The sequence below is a fragment of the Rhodococcus sp. NPDC076796 genome (assembly GCF_040702765.1).
Taxonomy (GTDB): Bacteria; Actinomycetota; Actinomycetes; order Mycobacteriales; family Mycobacteriaceae; genus Rhodococcoides.
This window is the reverse complement of sequence record NZ_JBFBMS010000002.1, coordinates 1-23,063: the sequence shown is the minus strand read 5'-3', so window position 1 is coordinate 23,063 and position 23,063 is coordinate 1. Positions and strand designations below refer to the sequence as shown.

At 65.6% G+C, this 23,063-nt stretch carries 27 protein-coding genes; 20 read left to right on the top strand and 7 right to left on the bottom strand.

What is annotated here, in order from left to right:
- Nucleotides 1–88: 88 nt before the first annotated feature.
- Nucleotides 89–982, bottom strand: a complete 894-nt coding sequence (locus tag AB0366_RS05145) for a 1,4-dihydroxy-2-naphthoyl-CoA synthase (RefSeq protein ID WP_366242993.1) — start codon at nucleotides 980–982, stop codon at nucleotides 89–91.
- Nucleotides 983–1,049: 67 nt separating this feature from the next.
- Here AB0366_RS05145 and AB0366_RS05140 point away from each other — a divergent pair, with 67 nt between their 5' ends.
- Genes AB0366_RS05140 through AB0366_RS05130 form a run of 3 tightly spaced genes read left to right on the top strand, consistent with a single transcriptional unit; the run spans nucleotide 1,050 to nucleotide 3,146 of the window.
- A complete protein-coding gene (locus tag AB0366_RS05140; RefSeq protein WP_121873430.1) occupies nucleotides 1,050–1,682 on the top strand; it encodes a PaaI family thioesterase in 633 nt (210 codons plus the stop codon).
- On the top strand, nucleotides 1,679–2,650 hold the full coding sequence (locus AB0366_RS05135; RefSeq protein WP_366242992.1) for an o-succinylbenzoate synthase: 972 nt from the start codon (nucleotides 1,679–1,681) through the stop codon (nucleotides 2,648–2,650). The genes AB0366_RS05140 and AB0366_RS05135 overlap by 4 nt, the downstream gene beginning before the upstream one ends.
- Nucleotides 2,651–2,702: 52 nt before the next feature.
- On the top strand, nucleotides 2,703–3,146 hold the full coding sequence (locus tag AB0366_RS05130; RefSeq protein ID WP_037187084.1) for a hypothetical protein: 444 nt from the start codon (nucleotides 2,703–2,705) through the stop codon (nucleotides 3,144–3,146).
- Nucleotides 3,147–3,197: 51 nt separating this feature from the next.
- On the opposite strand, the gene AB0366_RS05125 is transcribed toward AB0366_RS05130, so the two are convergent.
- Genes AB0366_RS05125 through AB0366_RS05110 form a run of 4 tightly spaced genes read right to left on the bottom strand, consistent with a single transcriptional unit; the run spans nucleotide 3,198 to nucleotide 7,146 of the window.
- Nucleotides 3,198–4,595, bottom strand: coding sequence for a DUF2252 domain-containing protein (locus AB0366_RS05125; RefSeq protein ID WP_149406685.1), 1,398 nt, complete (start codon nucleotides 4,593–4,595; stop codon nucleotides 3,198–3,200).
- Between the two features lie 22 nt (nucleotides 4,596–4,617).
- Nucleotides 4,618–5,451 carry a siderophore-interacting protein gene (locus AB0366_RS05120; protein WP_149406686.1) on the bottom strand — a complete coding sequence of 278 codons (834 nt, stop codon included), beginning with the start codon at nucleotides 5,449–5,451 and terminating at the stop codon, nucleotides 4,618–4,620.
- A 46-nt stretch (nucleotides 5,452–5,497) separates the two neighbouring features.
- Nucleotides 5,498–6,562, bottom strand: coding sequence for an AbrB family transcriptional regulator (locus AB0366_RS05115; protein WP_366242991.1), 1,065 nt, complete (start codon nucleotides 6,560–6,562; stop codon nucleotides 5,498–5,500).
- Nucleotides 6,559–7,146 carry a flavin reductase family protein gene (locus AB0366_RS05110; RefSeq protein ID WP_121873425.1) on the bottom strand — a complete coding sequence of 196 codons (588 nt, stop codon included), beginning with the start codon at nucleotides 7,144–7,146 and terminating at the stop codon, nucleotides 6,559–6,561. The genes AB0366_RS05115 and AB0366_RS05110 overlap by 4 nt, the downstream gene beginning before the upstream one ends.
- Nucleotides 7,147–7,208: 62 nt before the next feature.
- Between AB0366_RS05110 and menD the strand changes: the two genes are divergently transcribed.
- The 5 genes from menD (at nucleotide 7,209) to AB0366_RS05085 (ending at nucleotide 10,899) form a co-directional block, all read left to right on the top strand.
- Nucleotides 7,209–8,819: a 2-succinyl-5-enolpyruvyl-6-hydroxy-3-cyclohexene-1-carboxylic-acid synthase gene (gene menD, locus AB0366_RS05105; RefSeq protein WP_366242990.1), complete on the top strand. Its 1,611-nt coding sequence runs from the start codon at nucleotides 7,209–7,211 to the stop codon at nucleotides 8,817–8,819.
- A 48-nt stretch (nucleotides 8,820–8,867) separates the two neighbouring features.
- On the top strand, nucleotides 8,868–9,350 hold the full coding sequence (locus tag AB0366_RS05100; protein ID WP_366242989.1) for a DinB family protein: 483 nt from the start codon (nucleotides 8,868–8,870) through the stop codon (nucleotides 9,348–9,350).
- Between the two features lie 37 nt (nucleotides 9,351–9,387).
- Nucleotides 9,388–9,993 (top strand): methyltransferase domain-containing protein, encoded by a 606-nt coding sequence (locus AB0366_RS05095; RefSeq protein WP_366242988.1) that lies wholly within the window; start codon nucleotides 9,388–9,390, stop codon nucleotides 9,991–9,993.
- A 123-nt stretch (nucleotides 9,994–10,116) separates the two neighbouring features.
- Nucleotides 10,117–10,452 carry a GNAT family N-acetyltransferase gene (locus tag AB0366_RS05090; protein WP_366242987.1) on the top strand — a complete coding sequence of 112 codons (336 nt, stop codon included), beginning with the start codon at nucleotides 10,117–10,119 and terminating at the stop codon, nucleotides 10,450–10,452.
- A gap of 165 nt (nucleotides 10,453–10,617) precedes the next feature.
- Nucleotides 10,618–10,899 (top strand): GNAT family protein, encoded by a 282-nt coding sequence (locus AB0366_RS05085; protein WP_366242986.1) that lies wholly within the window; start codon nucleotides 10,618–10,620, stop codon nucleotides 10,897–10,899.
- A gap of 200 nt (nucleotides 10,900–11,099) precedes the next feature.
- Here the strand turns inward: AB0366_RS05085 and AB0366_RS05080 are convergent, their stop codons facing one another.
- The gene (locus AB0366_RS05080; protein WP_347871123.1) at nucleotides 11,100–11,603 is read right to left on the bottom strand and encodes a DUF2505 domain-containing protein; all 504 of its coding nucleotides are present in this window, start codon (nucleotides 11,601–11,603) and stop codon (nucleotides 11,100–11,102) included.
- Nucleotides 11,604–11,658: 55 nt separating this feature from the next.
- Between AB0366_RS05080 and AB0366_RS05075 the strand changes: the two genes are divergently transcribed.
- From AB0366_RS05075 to AB0366_RS05060, 4 genes are all read left to right on the top strand, one after another.
- A complete protein-coding gene (locus tag AB0366_RS05075) occupies nucleotides 11,659–12,099 on the top strand; it encodes a DUF3592 domain-containing protein (protein ID WP_347871129.1) in 441 nt (146 codons plus the stop codon).
- Nucleotides 12,092–12,550 (top strand): glutaredoxin domain-containing protein, encoded by a 459-nt coding sequence (locus AB0366_RS05070; RefSeq protein WP_347871122.1) that lies wholly within the window; start codon nucleotides 12,092–12,094, stop codon nucleotides 12,548–12,550. Before AB0366_RS05075 ends, AB0366_RS05070 begins: the two co-directional genes overlap by 8 nt.
- A gap of 63 nt (nucleotides 12,551–12,613) precedes the next feature.
- Entirely contained in the window at nucleotides 12,614–13,753 is a 1,140-nt protein-coding gene (locus tag AB0366_RS05065) for a glycosyltransferase family 1 protein (RefSeq protein WP_347871121.1), read from the top strand.
- A 14-nt stretch (nucleotides 13,754–13,767) separates the two neighbouring features.
- Nucleotides 13,768–14,463: a demethylmenaquinone methyltransferase gene (locus AB0366_RS05060; RefSeq protein ID WP_082073920.1), complete on the top strand. Its 696-nt coding sequence runs from the start codon at nucleotides 13,768–13,770 to the stop codon at nucleotides 14,461–14,463.
- Between the two features lie 6 nt (nucleotides 14,464–14,469).
- Here the strand turns inward: AB0366_RS05060 and AB0366_RS05055 are convergent, their stop codons facing one another.
- Nucleotides 14,470–15,717, bottom strand: a complete 1,248-nt coding sequence (locus tag AB0366_RS05055) for a geranylgeranyl reductase family protein (protein WP_347871120.1) — start codon at nucleotides 15,715–15,717, stop codon at nucleotides 14,470–14,472.
- A gap of 128 nt (nucleotides 15,718–15,845) precedes the next feature.
- Here AB0366_RS05055 and AB0366_RS05050 point away from each other — a divergent pair, with 128 nt between their 5' ends.
- From AB0366_RS05050 to htpX, 8 genes are all read left to right on the top strand, one after another.
- Nucleotides 15,846–16,532 carry a hypothetical protein gene (locus AB0366_RS05050; protein ID WP_347871119.1) on the top strand — a complete coding sequence of 229 codons (687 nt, stop codon included), beginning with the start codon at nucleotides 15,846–15,848 and terminating at the stop codon, nucleotides 16,530–16,532.
- Entirely contained in the window at nucleotides 16,529–17,542 is a 1,014-nt protein-coding gene (gene phnD / locus AB0366_RS05045; RefSeq protein ID WP_347871118.1) for a phosphate/phosphite/phosphonate ABC transporter substrate-binding protein, read from the top strand. Before AB0366_RS05050 ends, phnD begins: the two co-directional genes overlap by 4 nt.
- A gap of 4 nt (nucleotides 17,543–17,546) precedes the next feature.
- The gene (phnC, locus tag AB0366_RS05040) at nucleotides 17,547–18,335 is read left to right on the top strand and encodes a phosphonate ABC transporter ATP-binding protein (RefSeq protein ID WP_347871117.1); all 789 of its coding nucleotides are present in this window, start codon (nucleotides 17,547–17,549) and stop codon (nucleotides 18,333–18,335) included.
- Nucleotides 18,332–19,126, top strand: a complete 795-nt coding sequence (gene phnE / locus AB0366_RS05035; RefSeq protein WP_347871116.1) for a phosphonate ABC transporter, permease protein PhnE — start codon at nucleotides 18,332–18,334, stop codon at nucleotides 19,124–19,126. Before phnC ends, phnE (AB0366_RS05035) begins: the two co-directional genes overlap by 4 nt.
- Nucleotides 19,123–19,965: a phosphonate ABC transporter, permease protein PhnE gene (phnE, locus tag AB0366_RS05030; RefSeq protein WP_128646713.1), complete on the top strand. Its 843-nt coding sequence runs from the start codon at nucleotides 19,123–19,125 to the stop codon at nucleotides 19,963–19,965. The genes phnE (AB0366_RS05035) and phnE (AB0366_RS05030) overlap by 4 nt, the downstream gene beginning before the upstream one ends.
- Before the next feature lie 2 nt (nucleotides 19,966–19,967).
- Nucleotides 19,968–20,819: a MurR/RpiR family transcriptional regulator gene (locus AB0366_RS05025; RefSeq protein ID WP_347871115.1), complete on the top strand. Its 852-nt coding sequence runs from the start codon at nucleotides 19,968–19,970 to the stop codon at nucleotides 20,817–20,819.
- A gap of 125 nt (nucleotides 20,820–20,944) precedes the next feature.
- Nucleotides 20,945–21,964, top strand: coding sequence for a polyprenyl synthetase family protein (locus tag AB0366_RS05020; protein ID WP_008713814.1), 1,020 nt, complete (start codon nucleotides 20,945–20,947; stop codon nucleotides 21,962–21,964).
- A gap of 74 nt (nucleotides 21,965–22,038) precedes the next feature.
- The gene (htpX, locus tag AB0366_RS05015) at nucleotides 22,039–22,908 is read left to right on the top strand and encodes a zinc metalloprotease HtpX (RefSeq protein WP_366242985.1); all 870 of its coding nucleotides are present in this window, start codon (nucleotides 22,039–22,041) and stop codon (nucleotides 22,906–22,908) included.
- Nucleotides 22,909–23,063 lie beyond the last annotated feature (155 nt).

The following is a 23,063-nucleotide window of genomic DNA, read 5'->3' as shown; positions in this document are numbered from 1 at the left end:
ATAGTCGTAGGGCTGGGTGAACCAGGCTCGGACAGCACCCGCAGAACTGCCGTGACTGCGGCCGTGCGGGGTGGAATTCACCAGTGCGTCAGAAATACCGAGGGAACGGCGACCAATCGGGCTCGCGCTTTTCCAGGAAGGAGTCGCGACCCTCCACCGCCTCGTCGGTCATGTACGCCATGCGGGTCGCTTCACCGGCGAACAGTTGCTGACCCACCAGGCCGTCGTCCTGCAGGTTGAAGGCGTACTTCAGCATTCGTTGTGCCTGAGGTGATTTCGCGTTGATTTTCGCAGCCCACTCGATTGCTGTGTTTTCGAGCTCGTCGTGATCGACCACCTTGTTCACCGCGCCCATTCGGTGCATCTCCTCGGCCGAGTACGTCTCGCCGAGAAAGAAGATCTCGCGGGCGAACTTCTGCCCGACCATCTTCGCCAGATACGCACTGCCGTAACCACCGTCGAAGCTGCCGACGTCCGCGTCGGTCTGCTTGAATCGCGCATGCTCGCGGCTTGCCAGCGTCAGATCGCACACCACGTGCAGGCTGTGTCCGCCGCCTGCTGCCCAGCCGTTGACCAAGCAGATGACCACCTTGGGCATGAATCGAATGAGACGCTGCACCTCGAGGATGTGCAGGCGCCCAGCTCGGGCCTTGTCGACGGTGTCGGCCGTCTCTCCGTCTGCGTACTGATAGCCGCTGCGACCGCGAATGCGCTGATCGCCACCGGAGCAGAACGCCCAGCCGCCGTCCTTGCTGCTCGGTCCGTTTCCGGTGAGCAACACCGTTCCCACGTCGGAGCTCACCCGTGCATGTTCGAGGGTGCGGTAGAGCTCGTCGACGGTGTGTGGACGGAATGCATTACGGATTTCGGGACGGTCGAACGCAATCCGGACGGTCGCGTCGGACACGTGGCGGTGATACGTGATGTCGGTCAGATCTTCGAAGCCGGGAACGGGACGCCACAGTGCGGGAGTGAAGGTCACGGGCGCCAGCTTAACGGTGGCCGGGGTTGGCTCCGTGCCGAACGGTCGGTGCAGCTAGCGTGCAGTCATGACCGACCCGATCGAGCTCGACCGCGATTACGACCACCATGGAGGCTTCCCGCGTTTCGTGCCGGCGAAGGTGGGGCCGGAGTACGGGCAGCTGCTCGAGGCCCTGCGCACGGTGCAGGATCTCGCGGTGTCCACCTCGTTGCCGGCCGAAGTGACCGAGGCAGCTGCGGACAAGGCTCGGGAACTGATCGAGCTGTTGACCCCGCACGTGGTGGCCGAGGGCCGCCAGACCGCCGGGCGAGTTCCACGTCTGCCGGGTCGCGGTTCGCTGCTGCTGATGCCGTGGATCATCGAGAAGATCGACGCAGACGGTGTTCGAAGTCGGGGGATGTTCCGTCGTTTCCATCTCGGTGGAAACTCCGCCGCGCACGGTGGCACGCTGCCACTGCTGTTCGACGACCTCTTCGGTCTCGTCCAGCACGCCTACGGCAGGCCCATCAGCCGGACGGCGTACCTGCACATCAACTACCGCAAGGTGACGCCGCTGAACACCGAGCTGATCGTCGAGGGCGCGGTGGACCGGGTCGAGGGACGAAAGACGTTCATCAACGCTCGGCTCACGGATCTGGACGGCAACCTGTTGGCCGACTGCGAGGCGTTGATGGTGCAGTTGCTCCCGGGGCAGCAATGATCCCCGCGATCGACGACGTTCTGGACGGCGCGCATGTGCTCTCGATGCCGATGCGGACCAAGTTCCGCGGCATCACCACCCGCGAGGTGATGCTCGTTCACGGACCGGCCGGGTGGGGTGAATTCTCACCGTTTCGCGAGTACGACGACGTCGAGTCGGCTCCGTGGTTGGCGTCGGCGATCGAGGCCGCGTGGGACGGACCGCCGAACCCCCTGCGCCGACGCATCCCGGTGAACGCGACCGTTCCTGCCGTGGCGGCCTCGGACGTGGCATCGGTGTTGAGCCGGTCTCCCGGTGCCGAGACGGCCAAGGTGAAGGTGGCCGAGAAGGGGCAGACCCTGGCCGACGACGTCGCTCGAGTGCGTGCCGTGCGCGAGCTGGTTCCGCGGGTACGGGTCGACGCCAATGGGGGTTGGACCGTCGACGAGGCCGTGGCGGCTCTGACGGCCCTGACCGCCGACGGTCCGCTCGAGTACGCCGAGCAGCCGTGTGCGTCCGTGCCGGAGCTGGTCGAAGTTCGGCGTCGGGTGCCCGGGGTGCGGATCGCTGCCGACGAGAGCATTCGCCGGGCCGAGGATCCGATGAAGGTCGTCCGAGCAGGCGGAGCCGACATCGCGGTGCTCAAGGTGGCCCCGCTCGGCGGGATGCGGGCTCTGCTCGAGCTGGCCGGAGAGCTGGGGGAGTACGGCGTGCCGGTGGTGGTGTCGAGTGCTCTGGATTCAGCGGTGGGTATTTCCTCCGGGTTGGCCGCTGCTGCTGCGCTGCCGCACCTCGAATTCGCCTGTGGTCTGGGAACGGGCGCACTGTTCGTTCGAGACGTCGCACCTGTGCCGGAGGTGATCGACGGAACGTATCCGGTCGGCAGCCTCGAACCCGACGCCGAGGCACTGATCGAGCTCGATGCCGACGCCGATCGCACGCAGTGGTGGATCGATCGAGTTCGGCGCTGCCACGCCCTTCTGCGGTAGTCTTGCGCCCGGTCCGCGTGGGGCCGCTGACACATCTGGGAGGAAGTTCGAAGTGGTTGCTGCACTCAAGGATTCGCTGCTCGACGAGTCGAAGGCCGACGCTCTGCGCGTCGATGTCCTGGCACTGATCGACGCCGAGGTCGCGGACAAGAAGGGCGCTAGTGGACTCGCGGTCAAGGGGGGATACGGCGCTGTGAAGAAGGTCGGGCCGTCGTACATCGACAACGCGGTCTCGGCTCTGTGGCCCGATTTCGTCGACAAGCTGGACCCGTTCTGGCAGTCGTACAACGCTGCCCCGCAGGGCACGTTCGGTCAGTACCTCGCCGCCAACGGCGACGCCGCATCCGACGCGCTGCTCTCGGTCACCGATGCTCGCATCGAGGAGACCGACAAGTCCGTCGTCAAGAAGTTCTACGGCAGCCTGCGTGGCTCGGCGAAGAAGAACGTCACCGAGGCACTGCCTCGCGTGGGTGACCTGGTCGCCAAGCACGCCTGAGCGGCTTCGCCGCATGTGAGCGGAAACTCGTAGTGGACTACGAAGTTCCGCTCACATGCGCGTAGCGCTCAATCGCTCCCAGTCGGCTTCCGTCTGATCCGCGTACAGCTGCGCGAATCGGCCCAAAGCGACGTCGAGCTGATCGGAATCGCCGGTGTATCCCGAGATCATCGACGCGCCGCTGGTGCGCGCATGTCCTTTGGCCAGCAGTCGGCCCACCACCCGTGCGTAGTCGACCAGCGCGGGTGCATCGATCGACGACAGGTCGATCGTTCCCTTCATGTTGCGGAACTGCCGCACGTAGTACTGCCGTCCGGCGATGGTCGTCCAGCCCAGGAGCGGATCGCTGACGGTTTGCAGATCCTGCTGATATTCGACGACGCGTTGCCCCTGATGATCGTGCCAGGCCGATTCGCCGTGCACGTACGGCGCAAGCACGGAGCGTCTGGCCTGCTTGAGCTGCAGAAACACGACGTCGTCCTCGCTGGTGCCCTCGAGCAGAGCCACGTACGCCCGCAGGCCGACGCTGCCGACGCCGACCACGCGGTGCGCCACGTCGATCAACGTGTATCCACCGAGCACTCGTCGCCAGTGTGGGGTGAGGGTGAGCAGATACTCGTCCAGTCCGACGGCGAGAAGTTCCTCGTCCTTCGCCGAGATGCGCGTGGTGATCGGCGGCTCCTCGACGATTCTGCGCTTGCCCTCGTGCTTCTCGGTGAAACGCGGCAGAACGCGGTCACTGGTGCGTCGACGCGCCTTCTTGGTGGCGCGTTTGATCTCCTTGCGCAACGACCCCTCGGTGGCGTCGCGCTGCAGCTTCTCGGCCGTCAGACGCTGGAACGAACGCGACATCAGCGGCTCGTCGGCAAGTCTGGCCACCTCGATTCGGTACGCGGACACACAGGCGGTGACGGCGTCGCGACACTGATCCTCGGTGCGGCCGTTCTGCCGCCCGGCCACCCAGATGCTCGCGGCGAGGCGTCGTAGATCCCATTCCCAGGCACCCGGGTGGGCCTCGTCGAAGTCGTTGAGGTCGATGACGAGGTCGCGTTCGGGTGAGGCGTAGAAGCCGAAATTGCCGAGGTGGGCGTCGCCACTGATGACCGGGTTGATGCCGGTCGACGGCAGCATCGCCACGTCCCGAGCCATGACGATGGCCGTGCCCCGCAGAAATCCGTACGGGGACTCGACCATCCGCTCGAGGCGCGTCGGTATCAGCCATTCGATGCGGCCCTGGTGCGAGTATTCGATCTGCTTGACCGGGTCGGGTCGATCCGCCGGTGGGGTCCAGTCACCCAGGGAGGCGATCGGTACCTTCTCGCGTAGGCGTCGACCCAGTTCGTAGCGTTCGGCGCGGGGGAGAGGACGGGCGCGCAGCGAGGCGAACGACGCGCTGTCTACATCTACCGAGTCGGTGACGACCGTGTGACCTTTTCCCAAGCCGGACATGTGAGATGACACTAATCCAGTGCTATCCGGCGGCTTTACCGAACTTCCAGTATCCGGTGAAGCAGATGCTGGATTTCGGCACTGCGCGGTCGTTCACCAGGTATCTGCGCAAGCCCGTCGCCAAGCCCTGCTCGCCCGCCACGTAGACGAACGGGGTGCCGCCGGGAAGTTCGGCTTTCTGCACGGCGGCCAGCGCCGCATCACCGGGCTTGGCGTGCGAGTTGGGGCGCACGATCCAATTCAGCTCGACGCCCGGCGGCACGTGGTGATCCTGGACGTCGGCCTCGGTGGGGACTTCGATGAACACCACGGCCCGCAGGTCCTCGGGCGAGGATCGCAGTATTCCGAGAATCGCCGGAGCTGCACTCTCGTCGCCGACGAGCAGTTGCCATGGGGTCTCGATGTCCGGGTTGTAGATGCGTCCCTCGTCGAGAATCGCGACGCGGTCCCCGGGAACGGCGTGCGCAGCCCACGACGACGCTGGACCTGCTTCACCGCCGTGTTCGCCGCCGTGTACGACGAAGTCCACGTCCATCTCCGCACCCTCGCTGAACGTGCCCTGGCCTGCGGGCCGGTAGTTGCGGACGGTGTAGTTGCGGACCACCGGCTTGGTGTCCTTGGAGAAGGTCAGATACTGGGCGTACCAGAGTTTGGAGGTCGAGCTGGGGATGCGGGGTTCGCGCTGGCCGGGTTGCGGCAGGAACAGGCGGAACCACTGGTCGTATCCCATGTACCGGTAGTTCGAGAGCGACTCGCCCCCGAGGGTGATTCTGACGAACCCGGAACTGATCCGATCGGCTGCGAGAACGTGCAGACGGTAGAACGCCGGGTGCTCGGGTTTGAGGTACTTGGCCATGCCGGTGAGATTAGTGGACCCTAACTACGAATGGGGTCGCGTCGATTCACTCGGGTCGATCTCGTCGATAGTGTTGGACTACCTTCGCTCCCATCGGCACCGCGAACAGCATCATGAACACTCGGATGATCTGCGCGGCCACGACGAACGTGACGTTCGCTCCGGTCGATGCCGCTATGGCCAACACCGCGTACACCCCGCCCGGGGTGGTCGCCAGGTAGCCCTCGTATCCGCTGGTGCCCGTTGCCGAGGCCAACCACAATCCGAGCAGCGCGCAGCCGACCGTGACGGCGATGATCAACATCAGCGCTGCGGGCAGCACCCGCGAGATCGACTTCAGACTCGCGACGGTGAATCGCAGACCCGCCTGCCACCCGATCACGATGTACGCCGCCCACAGCAGCAACGTGGGAACCGATGCGTCGAACGACACCCCGGCAACGTCGGCGCACGTGGCGGCGATCAGCGGCCCCAGCAACGCAGGCGCGGGAAAGCGAAGCGCCAGTGCGAGCAGGACTCCCACCCCGCCGCAGACCAGCACGAAGGCCAGGTCCACGTACAGCGGAGCTCCGGAATCTGCGAGCATCGTCGACTGACCGGGCTGCGCACTGAACACCAGCGTCGCCACCAGCGGCAAGGTGGTGGTGACGAGAACGACCCGCAGGTACTGCACCACCGCCACCACGCGTTCGTCGCCGCCGAGTTCCTGGGCGATGGCCACCAGGCCCGACGCGCCGCCCGCCACCAGTGCCAGCGCACCGGTCAGTGAATCGATGTCCTTCCGCAGTCCCAGCAATGCACCCGCGGCGATGGACAACAGAAGTGTTCCGACGCATGCCAGCAGCACCGGCAACCAGGCGTCGCCGAGCGAGCTGAGTGTGTCCTGCTGCACCAGCGTCCCGATCTCGACGCCCAACACCGCCTGCGCCACCATGCCGAGCCGTCGTGGCAGCGGAGCGCGCTCGGTGCCCGTGGTCGGTGCCCAGCCTGCGAGAGCGAAGACCACCGCCACCAGCAGCGCGACGAACAGTGCTGCCGACGGAATCCCCAGAGCATCCGCGCCGACGGTCAGGCCGACGGTGACGAGAACCAGCAGCGACCAGCGAATCAAGAAGGCCGCTCGATCTCACGAACCTCGGGCGGCAACCCCCACTCGGAACGGCCGAGGCGGCTCAGCGGGGCGATGGCGTCGAACTCGGGGAGGCCGTCCTCGGCGAGGAATTCGGGACGCACCGACAGGGCGACGACGTTGCCCATGACGACGAAGCAGTTGCCCACCTCCACGACGCGATGCAGCTTCGCCTCGATGGCGATCGGAGCGGCCGCGACGCGCGGTGGCGTCACGACGGTGCTGGGCTCGCTCTCGATCCCGACGGCCTCGAATTCGCTGACGCCGTGATCGAAGCTCGCCGAGCTGCTGTTGACCTGATCCACCAACGGTGCCGTCGCCAGATTCACGACGAACTCGCCGGTGGCCTCGATATTGCGAAGACTGTCCTTGCGGGTCACCGACGTGAACTGCACGACGGGCGGCACAGTCGACGAGACAGTGAAGAAGCTGTATGGCGCGAGGTTCGCCACACCGTCGGCCGAGACGGTCGAGACCCAGGCGATGGGCCGTGGTACCACCGAAGCGGTCAGGAGCTGGTAGAAGCGACCGGGAGCGACCTCGTCGGGCCGAAAGACTGTACGCACACCTTCATACTGTCAAAGCCCGGTTGCGGCGTCCGACCGACGCGTCTGACACTCTGGAAACTGTGAATCCGTCCACCGCACAGGCCACCGCAGTCGTCGACGAACTGGCGCGCAGCGGGATCCGAGACGTCGTGTTGTGCCCCGGCTCGCGGAACGCCCCGTTGGCTTTCGCGTTGCAGGAGGCAGACGTCGCCGGCCGCCTGCGCTTGCACATGCGGATCGACGAGCGAACCGCAGGCTTTCTGGCCATCGGCCTGAGCCTGGGCAGCGGTCAGCCCGTTCCCGTGGTGATGACGTCGGGAACCGCGGTCGCCAATCTGGGGCCTGCGGTTCTCGAAGCGAACTACGCCCGCATTCCGCTGATCGTCATCAGCGCCAACCGCCCGTACGAGATGCTCGGCACCGGTGCGAACCAGACCATCGAGCAGCTCGGCCTGTTCGGATCTCAGGTTCGCGCGACGATCAGCCTCGGGCTCGCCGAGGAAGGGCCCAAGCAGAACAGTCAGTGGCGCAGTGCGGTCTCGCGTGTCATCGCCGCAGCGCGCGGCGCACGCTCCGGCAACGCCGGGCCGGTGCACTTCGACATCCCGTTGCGTGAGCCTCTGGTGCCTGCGATCGGAGACCCCGGCGCGCGTCCGGAGGGTAGGCCCGACGGCTTGCCGTGGACCTCGACCACCCAGGCGACACTCGACGTGCCCGTCGAACTGGATCTCTCGGTCGACACCGTGGTCGTCTCCGGTCACGGCGGTGCCGTGCGTCCTGAACTGGCCGGGCTGCCGACCGTCGCCGAGCCGACCGCACCCCTGCACGGAATCCCGTTGCATCCCTTGGCTCTTGCGCAGCTGAAGCCGCGCCAGGCCGTGATCACCGGGCGACCGACGCTGCATCGCCAGGTCTCGGCTCTGCTGGCCGACCCCGCAGTCGACGTCATCGCACTCACCACCGGACCGCGCTGGCCCGACGTCTCCGGCAATGTCCTGGCCACCGGCACGCGCGCAGTGACCACCGGAGCTCCCGACCCGGCCTGGATCGCGCGCTGCGCCGCTCTGTCCGAGAAGGCCGAACTGGCTGTGCACGAACAGCTTCGAGAGCATCCCAAGCCGACGGGGCTGCACGTGGCCGACGTGGTGATGTCCGCGTTGCAGCCCGGAGATCAGCTGGTGCTCGGAGCGTCCAACCCCGTGCGCGACGCGGCCCTGGTGGCAACTCCGAACCCGGACGTGAAGGTTCTCTCCAACCGCGGCGTGGCCGGTATCGACGGCACCGTCTCGACGGCCATCGGTGCCGCGATGGCCGGAAAGCGGCGCACCGTGGCACTTCTCGGGGATCTGACCTTTCTGCACGACGCGGCGGGCCTGCTCATCGGCACCGGTGAACCGCGTCCCGACGACCTGACGATCGTGGTCGCCAACGACGACGGCGGCGGCATCTTCGAGCTCCTCGAACAGGGCGACCCGCAGTACGCGGGGGTGTTCGAGAGAGTGTTCGGCACACCCCACGGCATGGACCTCGGTGCGTTGTGCGGTGCCTACCGCGTGGAGCATCGACTGGTCGACTTGGCCGATCTGGCAACCGAACTCACCGGCCATGCCACGGGAATCAGGGTGCTGGAAGTGACCACCGAGCGATCGGGATTGCGGGATCTGCACGCGGCGATCCGCGCCCATCTCTAGAAGGCGTGTGTACGTGTCCGACCGAATCTTCGCTGGGAAGGGAAGCCTGTGACGGGTGCATTCAAGGTACTGGTGGACGATGATCGTACTCAGCTCGAGGCGTTCATCGAGGACTACCGGATCGCGATCGAGGCAACCCTCGATGGTCTCAACGAGGAGCAGGCACGAGAACGGCTGGTCCCTTCGGCCACAACGCTTCTCGGATTGCTCAAGCATGTGACATGGATGCAGCGGGTGTGGTTCGAGGACTGTATCGGGGGCGGGACCAGGGTTGCGCTGGGTCTGGTTCGCAGTCCTGAAGAGTCCTTCGTCATCGACGACGATGACACCATCGACGGTGTCATCGCGGCGCACAGACAGGCGTGCGAAACTGCTCGAGCGGTGGTAGCCGACGTGCCACTCGATGCCGTCGTGACAGGTCATCGAAGCGGGCCTCGTACGGTGCACTGGGTATATCTCCAGGTGCTGAGGGAATTGGCCCATCACTGCGGCCATGCCGACATCCTTCGTGAACAGATTCTCGCGGCCTGATCACAGAACTCGGTCGACCGAACGAAGGAGCTGACGAGTGAATAGAACCCTTACGAGTTACGAATCGGCTGCTGATTTGTACGTTCAGCGAACGAGACGCGATTCGACGCGGGCGTGGCAGCCATTCATTGATGAGTTCGCTGCTCAGGTCGATGAGGGTCTGGTGCTCGAACTCGGAAGTGGACCCGGTTGGCACGCAGCCGAGCTCGAGCGCAGTGGTCTTCGGGTCGAGCGGAGCGACGGGGCGGCGGCTTTCGTCGACATGATGGAGAGGGACGGTTACTCGGCTCGTAAGCTCGACATCGTCACGGACGTTTTCGGTGGGATGTACGACGGCATCTTCGCCAACGCTGTCCTCCTGCATTTGAATTCGCTTCAGTTCGATGCCGTTATCGCCAAGGCAGCCGCGGCATTGCGTCCCGGCGGGATGCTTGCTTTCACCCTCAAAGAAGGCGACGGCGAGGAATGGAGTAACGAAAAGCTCGATCTTCCGCGCTACTTCAAGTACTGGCGGGAACCGGACGTTCGCGCACGCCTCGATCCGACTGTGTGGGAGTCGGTATCGATCACATCCGAGATGTCCGGCGGCGGGCAACAGTGGCTGATGGTTCTCGCTGAGCGTTGTCCTTCCGACGCCGAGTAACTGGCCGGCGTCACTTAGGGAGATGCGGCCGAACTGCTTGTTCTGCAGCGTTGTTGTTGGGTTCAGGAAGCGTTTGCGAACGAGACTCTCGACATCCCGCCGCTTCGCGAGACCCTCGACGAAGTGAAGCTGTGGATCGACGAATGGAACGTCTCGATCGTGCGTGACGGCCATCGGTTGGTCGGCGCTGTTCGAGGCCGATTGGTTGGCCACACCTGGGAGATCGGCCGAGTCATGGTGGCACCGGACCTCGCGGGGCGCGGCCTCGGTCGGCGACTCCTCGACGAGTGCGAGCGACTAGCGCCCGCGGAAGCATCGACCTTCGAGTTGTTCACTGGCGCGCGAAGCAGCCGGAACATCGATTTGTACCAGCGAGCCGGCTACCGGATCGTCGATGTCGATGAGACTCCGCCCGGACATATCCGGGGCGCGATCGTGTTTCGAAAGTCTGTGTCGTGACGGTGTATCGCGCTCCGTGCTGAGATCTCCCAGGATCGCGCTTCACCCGATGGCAGCGCATCACCTGCCCCTGTTGCATGGCCTGGACTCGGACCCCGTGGTGATGGAGTTTCTTCTCGGTAGAGCCCGGACGTCTGCCGAGATCGATGAATTCTGGGGACCCCGTTGCGTCGACGCTGGAGGCAGGGTCTGGCGACCGAGGGCGCGTTGCTGCTTCTAGACCACGGATTCAATACAATTGGGCTGCAGAATATTTGGGCGGAGACGATGGCGGTCAACCTCGCGTCACGAGGGGTGATGCGCAGGATCGGGATGCGTCACGTCCGTACGGAAGCCCGCGAATGGACTGACCCGCTGCCCGGCGCGGACCGTGGCGAGGTGTTCTACGAGATCACGGCTACGGAGTGGAAACGAGTCGCAGAGCAGCCTGAGCCACCTCCGCCCTGAGGGTTTCGGTGGACCTGGATCGATAGATGACGTCGGGATCGGTTTTGGCCGCGACAGCCGAGGTCATCAAAGTATATGGCGGTCCGAATGCGCCGACGTCCTGTCGCAGCGGATGCTCCACTCCAGAATGCGGCCCGGGGGTTCCTCGGTTTCGGGTCCTGAAGTGGAGCGTAAATTGCAGGCCGAGGCCGACGGACTTGCTAACCCTGTTGCGCCGCAACCCATTCGAGGGTCTGGCCGGTTTCCTGATCGATCATGTCCTTGATCATCTTGTTGATCAGGTCCTCGATCTTGCCGCCCACGATGGGGATTTTCACGGTCGAGTCACCCTTGACGATCAGTTTCGCGCCGGTGCCGTTGGGTCGCAACGACAGGGTGCCTTTCACTTTCGCGGGCAATCCGGTGGTGCCGCCGGTCAGTGTCCCCTCGGCCCGGTCGCCTTCGAGTGGTCCCCAGTGATCGGTGCGCGAGACGATCAGCTTTCCCTTGATCACCTTCGTGACGAAGCCGGGGAGTTCCGAGGTGCCGACCTCTTCGGAGATGTCGACGGTCAGGCCGCCGTCGTCGTGCTTGGTCAGCTCGTACCCGTCCGTCTTCTTCGCCTTGGCGAAGCGCGCTTGCCACTGGTCCTCGCTGGTGAGTGCTGCATGCACGTCAGCGGGGGGATTGGACGATTCGACGGTGAACTCGAAGCTGCGCGACATGAGTGCAGACGCTACCCGAGCGGACTCGCATCGGCTGCGAAGTAACCTGATCGCTGTGACCGATACCGACAGAGCCAGCCGAACGCTGTACAGGACCCGGCTGGTCGTGTTCGTGGTCGCCATTGCGATTTCGGTCCTTGCCGTGCTTCTGGTGGTCGGAGCATGGCGCAACGACGTCACCATCGATTCCGACAAGGGCACCGCCACGGCCGAGGTGCTGTCCGCGGGCAAGTTGCGCTCGGCCGTCAGCTTCATCACCCCCGACGGCGTGACACACAACCCGGCGCTCGGCGTGCTGTATCCCACCAACCTCATCGCCGGTCAACGCATCGAGGTCGAGTACTACAAGGCCGACCCGGACGTCGAGCTGGTTCGCGTCGCGGGCCGCGACGCCACCGTCGCTATCGTTCCGGCTGGATCCGTCATCGTCGTCACCTGGCTGATCGCCGGCCCGGTGCTGTTCTGGTTACGTCGCAAGGAGGCCCAGAATGCGTAATGCCAAGCAGTGGGGCATCGCTGCTCTCGCCGCGGTGGCCGGGTTCGCGTTGGTGAGCTTCGGCAACATCGCGTCCTCGATCGTGGTGATGGTGCTCGCCGTCGTGTTCGTTCTGGTCCTGACGACGCCGGTGCTCTACCCGCGTTCTTTGTCCGACGACGCCTCGCGCATTCAGGCGACAAAGAGATCGGTGCCGCTGATCTATTGGCGTCCCGGATGCATCTTCTGCCTGCGGTTGCGGGTAGCGCTGCTGCTGCGCGGAAAGAAAGCCGTGTGGATGAATATCCGCAAGGATCCGGCAGGAGTGGAGCCTGCGGAACGACCATTCAACGCTGCGGCCGCGCGGGTTCGGTCGGTCAACGACGGCAACGAGACCGTTCCGACGGTGTTCGTGGGCTCCGAACACCGCACCAACCCGAATCCGTCGTGGGTGCTCGCGCAATTCGTGTGACGTTGGCCCACACGTAACGTTGTCCATACCTGGCCGACTGCGGGGCCGCCCACACTGAGGATCGTGCGAGTAGCCATCGTTGCGGAATCGTTCTTGCCCAACATGAACGGCGTCACCCACTCGGTGATCCGTGTCCTCGAACACCTCGACAAGACGGGCCACGACGCCATCGTCATCGCCCCGGACAATCCGTCCGGCCCCAGAGCCGCGACGTGGCACGACGACGTTCCGGTGCACCGGGTGCCGTCGCTCATGGTCCCCAAGGTCAGTTCGCTGCCCGTCGGTGTTCCGGGCCTCGGCATGGTCTCGGCGATGCGTGCCTTCGCCCCCGACGTTGTGCATCTGGCGTCACCGTTCCTGCTCGGAGCGGGCGGTCTCGCCGCCGCCAACCGACTGGACGTGCCCGCGGTCGCCGTCTACCAGACCGACGTCGCAGGATTCGCCGCCAGCTACGGCCTGGGCCTCACCTCGAAAGCCGCATGGCGCTGGACCAGGAGACTGCACCGCGGCGCGGCCCGCACCCTGGCACCGTCCACCTCGGCCGTCGATGCGTTGGAGTTGCACGGCATCCCGCGCGTGCACCGGTGGGCGCGAGGAGTCGACGCCGTCCGATTCGCGCCTTCGGCCGCGTCGGCCACCCTTCGCGACCAGTGGGGAGCCGGCGACAAACTGATCGTCGGCTTCGTCGGCAGGCTCGCCCCGGAAAAGCACGTCGAGCGGCTCGCCGTACTGGCCACCGACCCGTCGATCCAGCTGGTGATCGTCGGCGGCGGACCCGACACTGCGGCGTTGCAGACCCTGATGCCCGGCGCGATCTTCACCGGACAACTCGGCGGCGACGAACTCGCTCGGGCCTACGCCAGCTTCGACATCTTCGTCCACCCCGGCGAACACGAAACCTTCTGCCAGGCAGTACAAGAAGCCCTCGCCAGTGGCGTTCCCGTCATCGGACCCGACGCCGGGGGCCCGCGCGATCTGGTCTCGCACTGCCGCAACGGATACCTGCTGCCGGTCGACAAGTTCACGGAGCTGCTGCCCAGTGCCGTCGGAGCCCTCGCCGAACCCACCACCCGGGCGCGATTCGGTGACGCAGCCCGCAAATCGGTGCTGCACCGAACCTGGCCTGCCATCTGCGACGAGCTGATCTCGCACTACTACGACGTGCAAGGCATCACAGCTCCGCGGGTGCAAAAGATTGCTTGAGTAGTCTGGACTGCGTGGCCCAGACATCACGCGCAACCCTGGCAAAAGAGCCCCATGAGGTGGCGTCGATGTTCGACGGCGTCGCCCGTCGATACGACATCACCAACACGGTTCTGTCGTTCGGGCAGGACCGCAGTTGGCGCAAACTGACTCGGCGCGCCCTCGATCTCAAACCCGGTGAGCGGGTACTCGATCTCGCTGCAGGCACCGGCGTCTCCACCGTCGAACTCGGTCGCAGCGGAGCCTGGTGCGTGGCCACCGATTTCTCCAAGGGCATGTTGCAGGCCGGCTTGCAGCGAGGTGTGCCGATGGTCGCAGGCGACGCGATGGCACTGCCCTACGCCGACGCCAGCTTCGATGCCGCCACCATCTCTTTCGGTCTCCGTAACGTCTCCGACTTCGACGCCGGACTGCGCGAGATCGCTCGCGTCACCAAGCCCGGCGGCAGGCTCGTCGTCTCGGAATTCTCCACGCCGGTGTTCGGTCCGTTCCGCACCGTGTACATGGAGTACCTGATGAAGGCGCTACCGAAAGTCGCTCGCGCGGTGAGCAGTAACCCCGACGCGTACGTCTACCTCGCCGAGTCCATCCGTGCCTGGCCCACGCAGGAACAACTGGCACAGCGAATCGCCGACGCCGGCTGGACCGACGTGCAGTGGCGCAACCTCACCGGCGGAATCGTCGCGCTGCACAAGGCAACTCGACCCTGACCTGACTCACGAAAACGGCGGCCGGGAATCGATTTTCAGTGACCCGCTTCCCGACGCCCGCCAGGTGCGCGCGACGAGGTCGCTGTCGGCGTCGGTGATGAGGTTGCCCATGCAGCGGACGGCGACTTTCATCAGCGCCCGCGAGCGCATACCCACCGGTCCGGCAGCGGGTAGGAACCTCGGCACGGTGAGTAGCCCGGCGAGGCGTCGAGCGACGGAGAACGCCTGTCCGTAGTGTTCGCGCAGCAGACTCGGCCAGGCGTCGGTGAGGTCGGGGTGATCGAGTAGGTCGACGACCATGCGGCCGCCTTCGAGTCCGTAGTCGATGCCCTCGCCGTTGAGCGGGTTCACACAGGCTGCGGCGTCACCGATGATGGCCCAGTTGGTGCCTGCGATTCCCGAGACCGCTCCGCCCATCGGCAGCAGCGCCGACGCCACCGAGCGCAGCTCCCCGCTGAGGTCCCATTCGCCGCGTCGCTGGTGGGTGTAGAGGTCGAGAAGCGGGCGCAGCGCTCCGGGTGCGGGCCGCTTGGCGGTGGCCAAGGTGCCGACGCCGATGTTGATGGTCCCGTCGTTCAGCGGGAAGACCCAGCCGTAGCCGGGCTGCAGAGTGCCTGCGGCATCACGCAATTCGAGGTGCGAGCTGATCCACTCGTCGTCGCTGCGGCCCGAGTCGATGTAGGCGCGAGCCGCGACGCCGAATGCGGTGTCGCGATGCCACTGTCGCCCGAGTTGCTTGCCCAGAGTGGACCGGACACCGTCGGCGACGATTAGTGTGCGGCAGGAGATCTCCTGAGATCCGGCGGCGGTCTGGAGTGTGACAGAACGGACCGAATTCCCGTTACGGGTGACGGCGACAGCCTTGGCTCCCTCGGCCATGACGGCCCCGGAGTCGACCGCGGCGACGCGAATCCTGTCGTCCAATTCGGTTCTGGGAACTGCACTTCCGATGGTCGGCAGCGATCTGCTCGGCCACTCGAGTTGTAGTTCCTGGCCGAATCCGCTCAGTCGCAGTCCCCGGTTGCGCGCTTTGCTACGCACCCACTCGCCCAGACCCAACTGATCGAGCTCGGCGACGGCACGTGGCGTCAACCCGTCACCGCACGTCTTGTCGCGGGGGAAGACGGCCGCGTCGGCCAGGACGACGTCGCGGCCGGATCGCGCGGCCCATGCCGCAGCGGACGATCCTGCGGGGCCCGCGCCCACGACCAGAACGTCGGTCGCGGTGGGTGGGACGGGGTGGGGAGTGCTCACGTGTTCCAGTATCCCGACCGGAGCGACTCGGTGCCGTGAAGGGGCTCCGGTTAACGCCGTGTGAACGCTTGTTTCATAGATTCAGAATCTATGGACGGATCGTTCATGGCGGGTCTAGCGTCTCTCACGTGCACCAACCGATCCTCCTCCTCGACTTCGACGGCACCGTCTGCCTCGGTGACGACCCGGTCTGGGCCTACGCCGACGCGGTGGCCGAATCTCTCGACCGCATCTCCGCCGCAACTCTCCGTGCCGGGTTGACGGCATTTTTCGAGCGCGGAGTGGGGGAGTACCTCGACGGTTACTCCGCCGTCCAGCAGCTGTCGGTGGGAGTGGACGCTGCCGTTCTCGCCGCCGCCTACGCGCAGTCCCGCGAGCACCTGGCCGCAGGTGGGCTCGAGGTGTGGGCACCGGCCGGGCTGGCGGATTTTCTCGATCGCGCCTGCGCCGACGTGGTTCTGGCCACCAACGCTCCGCGACGCGGCGTGGTGGAAGCACTCGACCGGCTCGGTCTGACCGCGCGTATCGGTCGAGTCGTCACCGATGCAGGAAAGCCCGAGAAAATGCCTGCGCTCGTGGACTCCCTACTGGGCACGCGAGCACCGCACCTACTGGCCAGCGTCGGCGACATCTGGCGCAACGACCTCGACGCACCGCATCGTCGCGGTGCCGTCACCGCCTACATCGACCGCCATGGTCACCCTCGCCCGGAGGCGACGTTCTCCGCCACGACATTTCCGGCGATGTACGACGAACTCCTCGAATGGTCAACCGATCCAGCAGCATTCGCACTCACCCACGAAGGACAGTCATGAGAATCCGCACTCCCTTGCTCGCGGTGGTCGCCACCGGACTGCTCACCGCCTCGCTCGCCGGGTGCGGAGCCCGCGACGAGTCCACCACCGAATCCTCGGCGGCGTCGCCCTGCACCGGGTCCAGCTCTGCAGATGCTGCCGACCCGTCGGAGCTGACGCTGGCACTCGTCCCCTCGGGCGACGCCAACAAGCTCGTCGAAACCGTCAAGCCGCTGCAGGACGCACTCACCGAGCGCCTCGGCATCCCGGTCCGCGGCGTCATCACCCAGGACTACCAGGCGGCGGTGGAGGCCATCGGTGCCGACCAGGCGCAGATCGGCATGCTGCCGCCACTGCAGATGGTGCAGGCCTGCAACAAGTACGGAGCCGAGCCGGCGCTGCAGACCGTGCGCAAGGGCAAGACCACCTACGCCGCGCAGTTCTACACCAACAATCCCGACAAGTACTGCGACGACGCTCCCGTCACGGGAGCCAACGGTCTGCTGTACTGCAACGGAACCGAAAGCGGCACGGGCCCGGCCGGATTGGACTCGCTGAGCAAGATGAACGGTGCCAAGACCGTCATGTTGCAGTCCGCGTCGTCCGCCGGATTCGTCTTCCCCTCCGCTGCATTGAAAGAGGCCGGTATCGACTCCACCACCGATCTGGACCTGACGCAGGTCACCTCGCACCCGGCGGCAGTGCTGTCGGTGAACAACGGCGACGACGAAGTGGGCGTGTCGTTCTGGGACGCCCGTGAAACCGTCGTCGCCGACACTCCCGATGTGGCGGAGAATCTGGTGGTCTTCGCACTGACCAACGAGATCCCCAACGACGGTGTCTCGATCAGTAGCTCGCTGAGCCCCGATCTGCAGCAGCGCATCTCGGACGCGATGGAAGATTACGCGTCCACCCCCGAGGGCGTCGAGGCCCTGACGGCGATCTACCAGATCACCGGGCTCGACAAGGCCGACCCCGCTGCGCTGCAGCAGGCGCAGACCGAGGCGGACTCCATCGGCCTGGGGAACTGATCGAATGAGCGGCGACGGCATCGCATTCGACAACGTCTCGGTCACCTACGCGGGCGGCCACACCGCGCTCGACGGCGTGACTCTGGATATTCCGGCGGGTCAGATGGTTGCCGTCGTCGGCTTGTCCGGCGCAGGAAAGTCCACGCTGATTCGTACCATCAACGGTCTTGTTCCGGTCACCACCGGCACCGTGACCGTCGGTGATCGCGCCGTGAACACCCTGAGCAGCAGGGGATTGCGCGATCTACGCGGCGATATCGGAATGATCTTCCAGGGCTTCAACCTCGCCAAGCGCACCAGCGTCCTCAACAACGTGATGATGGGCCGGCTGCACAGCTCACCGATGTGGCGCACGCTGCTCGGTGCCTGGTCCGCCGAGGACTCCGAATTGGGAATGCAGGCGCTCGAGCGCGTCGAGATCGTGGGCAAGGCCTACGAGAAGGCGTCGTCGCTCTCCGGCGGTCAGCAGCAACGTGTCGCGATCGCCCGGGCATTGGCGCAACAACCGCGGGTGATCCTCGCGGACGAACCGGTGGCCTCGCTCGATCCGCCGACCTCGCACGTCGTCATGCGAGACCTGCAGCGCATCAACGCAGAACTCGGCATCACCGTGGTGGTCAACCTGCACTTCCTCGACCTCGCCCGGCGCTACGGTGACAGGTTGATCGGGTTGCGCGACGGCAAGATCGTGTTCGACGGCCATGGCCGCGACGCCGACGAAGCAGTGTTCGAGAGCATCTACGGCCGCTCGCTGACCGCCGAGGACGTGCTGGAAGCCAAGGCAGAGCTGTGAGCGCTTCCCTTTCTACCCGGCCGGTGAAGCCGCGTTCGGCATGGAAAACCGTTGTGGTGCTTGCTGTCATCGCGCTCATCACGATCTGGGCGGGCGTCGGTGTCGGTGCCGACCTGGGTGACATCATCGACAACTGGGGCAACGCCACCGACAAGCTGATCCAATTGATGCAGCCGGACTACTGGTTCTTCCCCGAAACCGTCGACGCCATCCTCGAGACCCTGCAGATGGCCGTCATCGCGACCGCAATCGGTGCCGCGATCTCGTTCCCGTTGAGTTTCGCGGCCTCTCGGGTGACCAACCCGAACCGGCCGCCCCTGACCGTTGTGCGCGGAATCATGAATGTCGTTCGCGCCGTGCCGGATCTGTTGTATGCCGCGGTGCTGGTCGCAGTGGTCGGCACCGGCGCGCTGTCGGGAATTCTGGCGCTGGTCGTGTTCAACGTCGGGATCATCGTCAAGCTCGTCTCCGAAGCACTCGACTCGGTCGATCGTGGACCGCAGGAAGCGGCCCTCGCTGCGGGTGGCAGCTGGATCGCGGCCGACCGCAGTGCCGTTGCGCCGCAGATCTTTCCGGCCTTCGTCTCGCAGGGTCTCTACACGTTGGAGTTGAACGTGCGCGCCTCGGCGGTGATCGGACTGGTCGGTGCAGGCGGTCTCGGCATGCTCATCGACAACGTTCGAACCTTCTACAAGTACCACCAGCTCAGTCTCATCATCCTCGAGATTCTCGTCATCGTCCTGGCGTTGGAACTGCTCTCGTCCTGGGCTCGTAGGAAGTTGATCGGATGACCGTCATCGACCGCACCACCCGGGCCAGTCCGGCTCGGCCGCGCAAACCACGCAACCCACTGCGCACCACTGTGTGGGTGGGGATCGTCGCCGTGTTCGCACTGTCGTTGTACGGCATCGAGATTCGCTGGGACAGGTTGCTTGACCTGCCGCAGAACCTGGTGCGCTACGCCGGACTGATGTTCGTGCCGCCGGACGTCTCGGCGCTCGGCAAGGCCGTCTCGGCCACCATCGAATCGGTGCAGATGGCGTGGTTCGGAACGGTGCTCGGCATCGTCGTGTCGTTTCCGCTGAGCTTCCTCGCCGCCGCGAACATCGGGCCGCTCTGGCTGCGATGGCCGCTGCGCATCGTGTTCGCCGTCATTCGCGCAGTGCCCGAGGTCGTCATCGCCATTCTCATCCTGTCGGTCACCGGCCTCACCGCCTTCACCGGCGCGCTCGCCATCGCCATCGGCTCGGTCGGCACCCTCGGCAAATGGGGATACGAGGCCATCGAGGGCGCGGAGAAGGGTCCGATCGAGGCGGCCAGGGCGGCAGGTGGGTCCACGGCCCAGATCGTGCGGTGGGGACTGTGGACCGACGTCGCACCCGAGGTGTTCGCCTTCTGGCTCTATCGCTTCGAGATCAACGTCCGCGCGTCGGCCATCCTCGGTCTGATCGGTGCAGGCGGCATCGGCAGCATGTTGGTCGACAACGTGCAGTACCGGCAATGGGGCGCGGTCGGCATGCTGCTCATCGTCGTCGTGGTCATCACCGTGATCATCGACCAGATCTCCGGGCAGGTGCGTCGCCGCATAATCGACGGGCAGTGGGGCTGGCGCGGATCGCGCAAGATATGAGCATGGATCTCGCGCCCGGTGGAGTCGTGCCGCACATCCGATCGATCATTCCGTCGTTGCTGCCGGCCGAACGGGCCGTCGCCGAGGTCTTTCTCGAACGGCCCGCCGACATCGTCGAGATGTCCTCTCAGCAGGTCGCCGATGCGGCCGGGGCGTCGCGGGCGTCGGTGGTGCGTACGTGCCAGAGTCTCGGCTTCGGCGGCTATCAGCAGCTGCGGGTGTTGCTCGCGCGTGATGCGGCTCGGGCGCTACCAGCGCAGGAGCGGTCGGCCGACGGTCCGTTCGCGATCGTGACGGAGACCTTCGCCCACGTCGGTGATTCCATCGCAGCGATGACGGCGCTGCTGACCACCGAGGACGTCACTCGTGCGGTGGCGGCACTCGCCGGTGCCGAGTCCATCGTGGTCATCGGCAACGGACTCTCGGCGGCGCTGGCCGCCGATACCGACGCCAGGATGCGCTCGCTGGGTCTGCGCTCGCACGCACCCACCGACTCGATCGCCCAGCAGGTCGCCGTCCGGCTGCTCACCGATCGTGACGTCGCCCTGATCATCAGCGGATCGGGTGCCACGAGCGCATCGACCAAGGCCGCGCAGGCCGCTCGTGAACGCGGGGCCACCGTGGTGTCGGTGACGTCGTTCGCTCGCTCGACCCTGGCGGCCGCGTCGGACATTGCGCTGGTGGTGGGCATGCGCGACCTCAGCTTCCAGCGCGAACTCGCCGTCACCAGCAGAATTCCGCACGTGATCTTGCTGGAAGGTCTGATGGCTGCACTGACCGACACATTGGGCGACCGGGCGTCGGCAGCGATGGCTGCGACGCTGGAAGTCATCTCCGGCAACCTCGGTGAGTGAAGCGTCACCTGTGGTCGGTGACACCGTCCCACCGGTGTGCACGCTAGGTTCACTACGGTAGAAGGCGAGCAGCGGCGCTCCGCCGCTGCCGCCGGCATGTCGACGACAGGACAGGGACCAACATCGTGAGTACAGACGACGCTGCCGTAGCAACGGTCGTTGCCGGAGTCGACCTGGGTGACCCGGAGCTCGCGCGATCCGTCGCCGACGGCCTCGCACGCGTCGAAGAACTGATGATCAGTGAACTCTCCGACGGTGAGGAGTTCCTCACAGAGGCCGCGCTGCACCTGGCCAAGGCCGGCGGGAAGCGATTCCGGCCCCTGTTCACCGTGCTCACCGGCCAGCTGGGACCGTCGCCGACCGATCCGGCGATCGTCACCGCGGCCACGGTCGTCGAACTGGTTCATCTGGCGACGCTCTATCACGACGACGTCATGGACGAGGCGTCGATGCGTCGAGGTGCCGAGAGCGCGAACTCACGCTGGGGCAACAGTGTGGCGATCCTCGCGGGCGACTACCTGTTCGCGCATGCGTCTCGTCTGGTGTCCACGCTCGGACCCGACGCCGTCCGAATCATCGCCGAGACCTTCGCCGAACTGGTCACCGGTCAGATGCGCGAAACCATCGGAGCCAAGAGCACCGACGATCCCGTCGCGCACTACTTGAAGGTCGTGTGGGAGAAGACCGGTTCGCTCATCGCCTCGTGCGGACGCTTCGGCGGAACCTTCAGCGGCGGCGACGCGGAACATGTGGGACGCCTCGAGCGCCTCGGCGACGCCGTCGGTACCGCCTTCCAGATCTCCGACGACATCATCGACATCTCCTCGGCCACCGAGCAGTCCGGCAAGACTCCCGGCACCGACCTGCGGGAGGGCGTACACACTCTGCCGGTGCTCTTCGCGCTACGCGAGGAAGGTGCCGACGGTGATCGCCTCCGCGAGATCCTCGCCGGTCCGGTCACCGAGGACGCCCTGGTCACCGAGGCTCTGGAGCTGCTGCAGCGTTCACCCGGAATGGTCTCGGCGAAGAAGACTCTCGGTGAATACGCCGCTCGGGCACACGCAGAACTCGCACTGCTGCCGCAAGGACCGGCCAACGATGCACTCGGCCGGTTGGTGAATTACACCGTCGAACGCGTGGGCTGACAACCCGGGAACCGCAGCTCGGGGTGTGTTCGTTGATCGGGTAGTGATACCCGGTACGAGGAGGCACTCCAGAGATGAACGGTTACGCGAACGGCGCGAAGACTTTCGGCCTGCTGGTCGGGATGTCGGCGCTCATCGTCTTCATCGGATCGCTGTTCGGTAACGCGACCATTCTCGTCGGCTCCATCGTGTTGGCAGTCGCCGTCAACGGCTACGCGTACTTCAACAGCGCGAAGATGGCGCTGCGGTCGATGCACGCGGTGCCGGTGAGCGAACTCGAGCAGCCGGCGATGTATCGGATCGTGCGGGAGTTGGCGACGACGGCTCATCAGCCCATGCCTGCGCTGTACGTCAGTCCCACCGACAACCCCAACGCCTTCGCCACCGGACGCAATCCGCGCAACGCTGCGGTGTGTTGCACCGAGGGCATCCTGCGCATCCTCGACGAGCGCGAACTACGAGCGGTGCTCGGTCACGAACTCTCGCACGTCTACAACCGCGACATTCTGATCTCGTCGGTGGCCGGGGCGATGGCCGCTGTCATTTCGGGCCTGGCCAACCTGGCCTTCTTCGCCAACGTTTTCGGTGGACGCGGCAGCGGGGGAGCGAATCCGCTCGCGTTGCTGCTGGTGTCGATGCTGGGGCCCATCGCGGCCACTCTGGTTCGGCTGGCGGTCTCTCGTTCGCGGGAGTACCAGGCAGATCAGTCGGGAGCCGAGTTGACCGGCGATCCGCTGGCGCTGGCGTCGGCGCTCCGCAAACTCGAGCGGGGAGTGCAATTGGCACCGTTGCCGCCCGAGCCGCGCTTGGCCGCCGAGTCGCATCTGATGATCGCCAATCCGTTCCGCATCGGCGACAAGGCGGGTCGACTGTTCGCCACCCACCCGCCGATGGCCGACCGCATCGAGCGACTCGAGCGGATGGCCGGCCACCGGCCGTATTGAGCCTGCGGCATGTGAGCAGAACTTCGTAGTGGGCTACGAATTTCCGCTCACATGCGGCGAAGCCGCTCTCATATGGAGGTCGGCCTGTCAACGACGGCATGGTGAAGCGGTGGCACGCACCGTCGTGTGTGCCACCGCTTCCTGTTGCCGGGATG

Coding starts and splice junctions, on each gene's coding strand:
- AB0366_RS05140 (WP_121873430.1), top strand. CDS start 1,050: ATGACCGACCCGATCGAGCTCGACCGCGATTACGACCACCATGGAGGC.
- phnE (WP_128646713.1), top strand. CDS start 19,123: ATGACCGTCATCGACCGCACCACCCGGGCCAGTCCGGCTCGGCCGCGC.
- AB0366_RS05125 (WP_149406685.1), bottom strand. CDS start 4,595: ATGTCCGGCTTGGGAAAAGGTCACACGGTCGTCACCGACTCGGTAGAT.
- AB0366_RS05070 (WP_347871122.1), top strand. CDS start 12,092: ATGCGTAATGCCAAGCAGTGGGGCATCGCTGCTCTCGCCGCGGTGGCC.
- AB0366_RS05120 (WP_149406686.1), bottom strand. CDS start 5,451: ATGGCCAAGTACCTCAAACCCGAGCACCCGGCGTTCTACCGTCTGCAC.
- phnC (WP_347871117.1), top strand. CDS start 17,547: ATGAGCGGCGACGGCATCGCATTCGACAACGTCTCGGTCACCTACGCG.
- phnD (WP_347871118.1), top strand. CDS start 16,529: ATGAGAATCCGCACTCCCTTGCTCGCGGTGGTCGCCACCGGACTGCTC.
- htpX (WP_366242985.1), top strand. CDS start 22,039: ATGAACGGTTACGCGAACGGCGCGAAGACTTTCGGCCTGCTGGTCGGG.
- AB0366_RS05135 (WP_366242992.1), top strand. CDS start 1,679: ATGATCCCCGCGATCGACGACGTTCTGGACGGCGCGCATGTGCTCTCG.
- AB0366_RS05025 (WP_347871115.1), top strand. CDS start 19,968: ATGGATCTCGCGCCCGGTGGAGTCGTGCCGCACATCCGATCGATCATT.
- AB0366_RS05080 (WP_347871123.1), bottom strand. CDS start 11,603: ATGTCGCGCAGCTTCGAGTTCACCGTCGAATCGTCCAATCCCCCCGCT.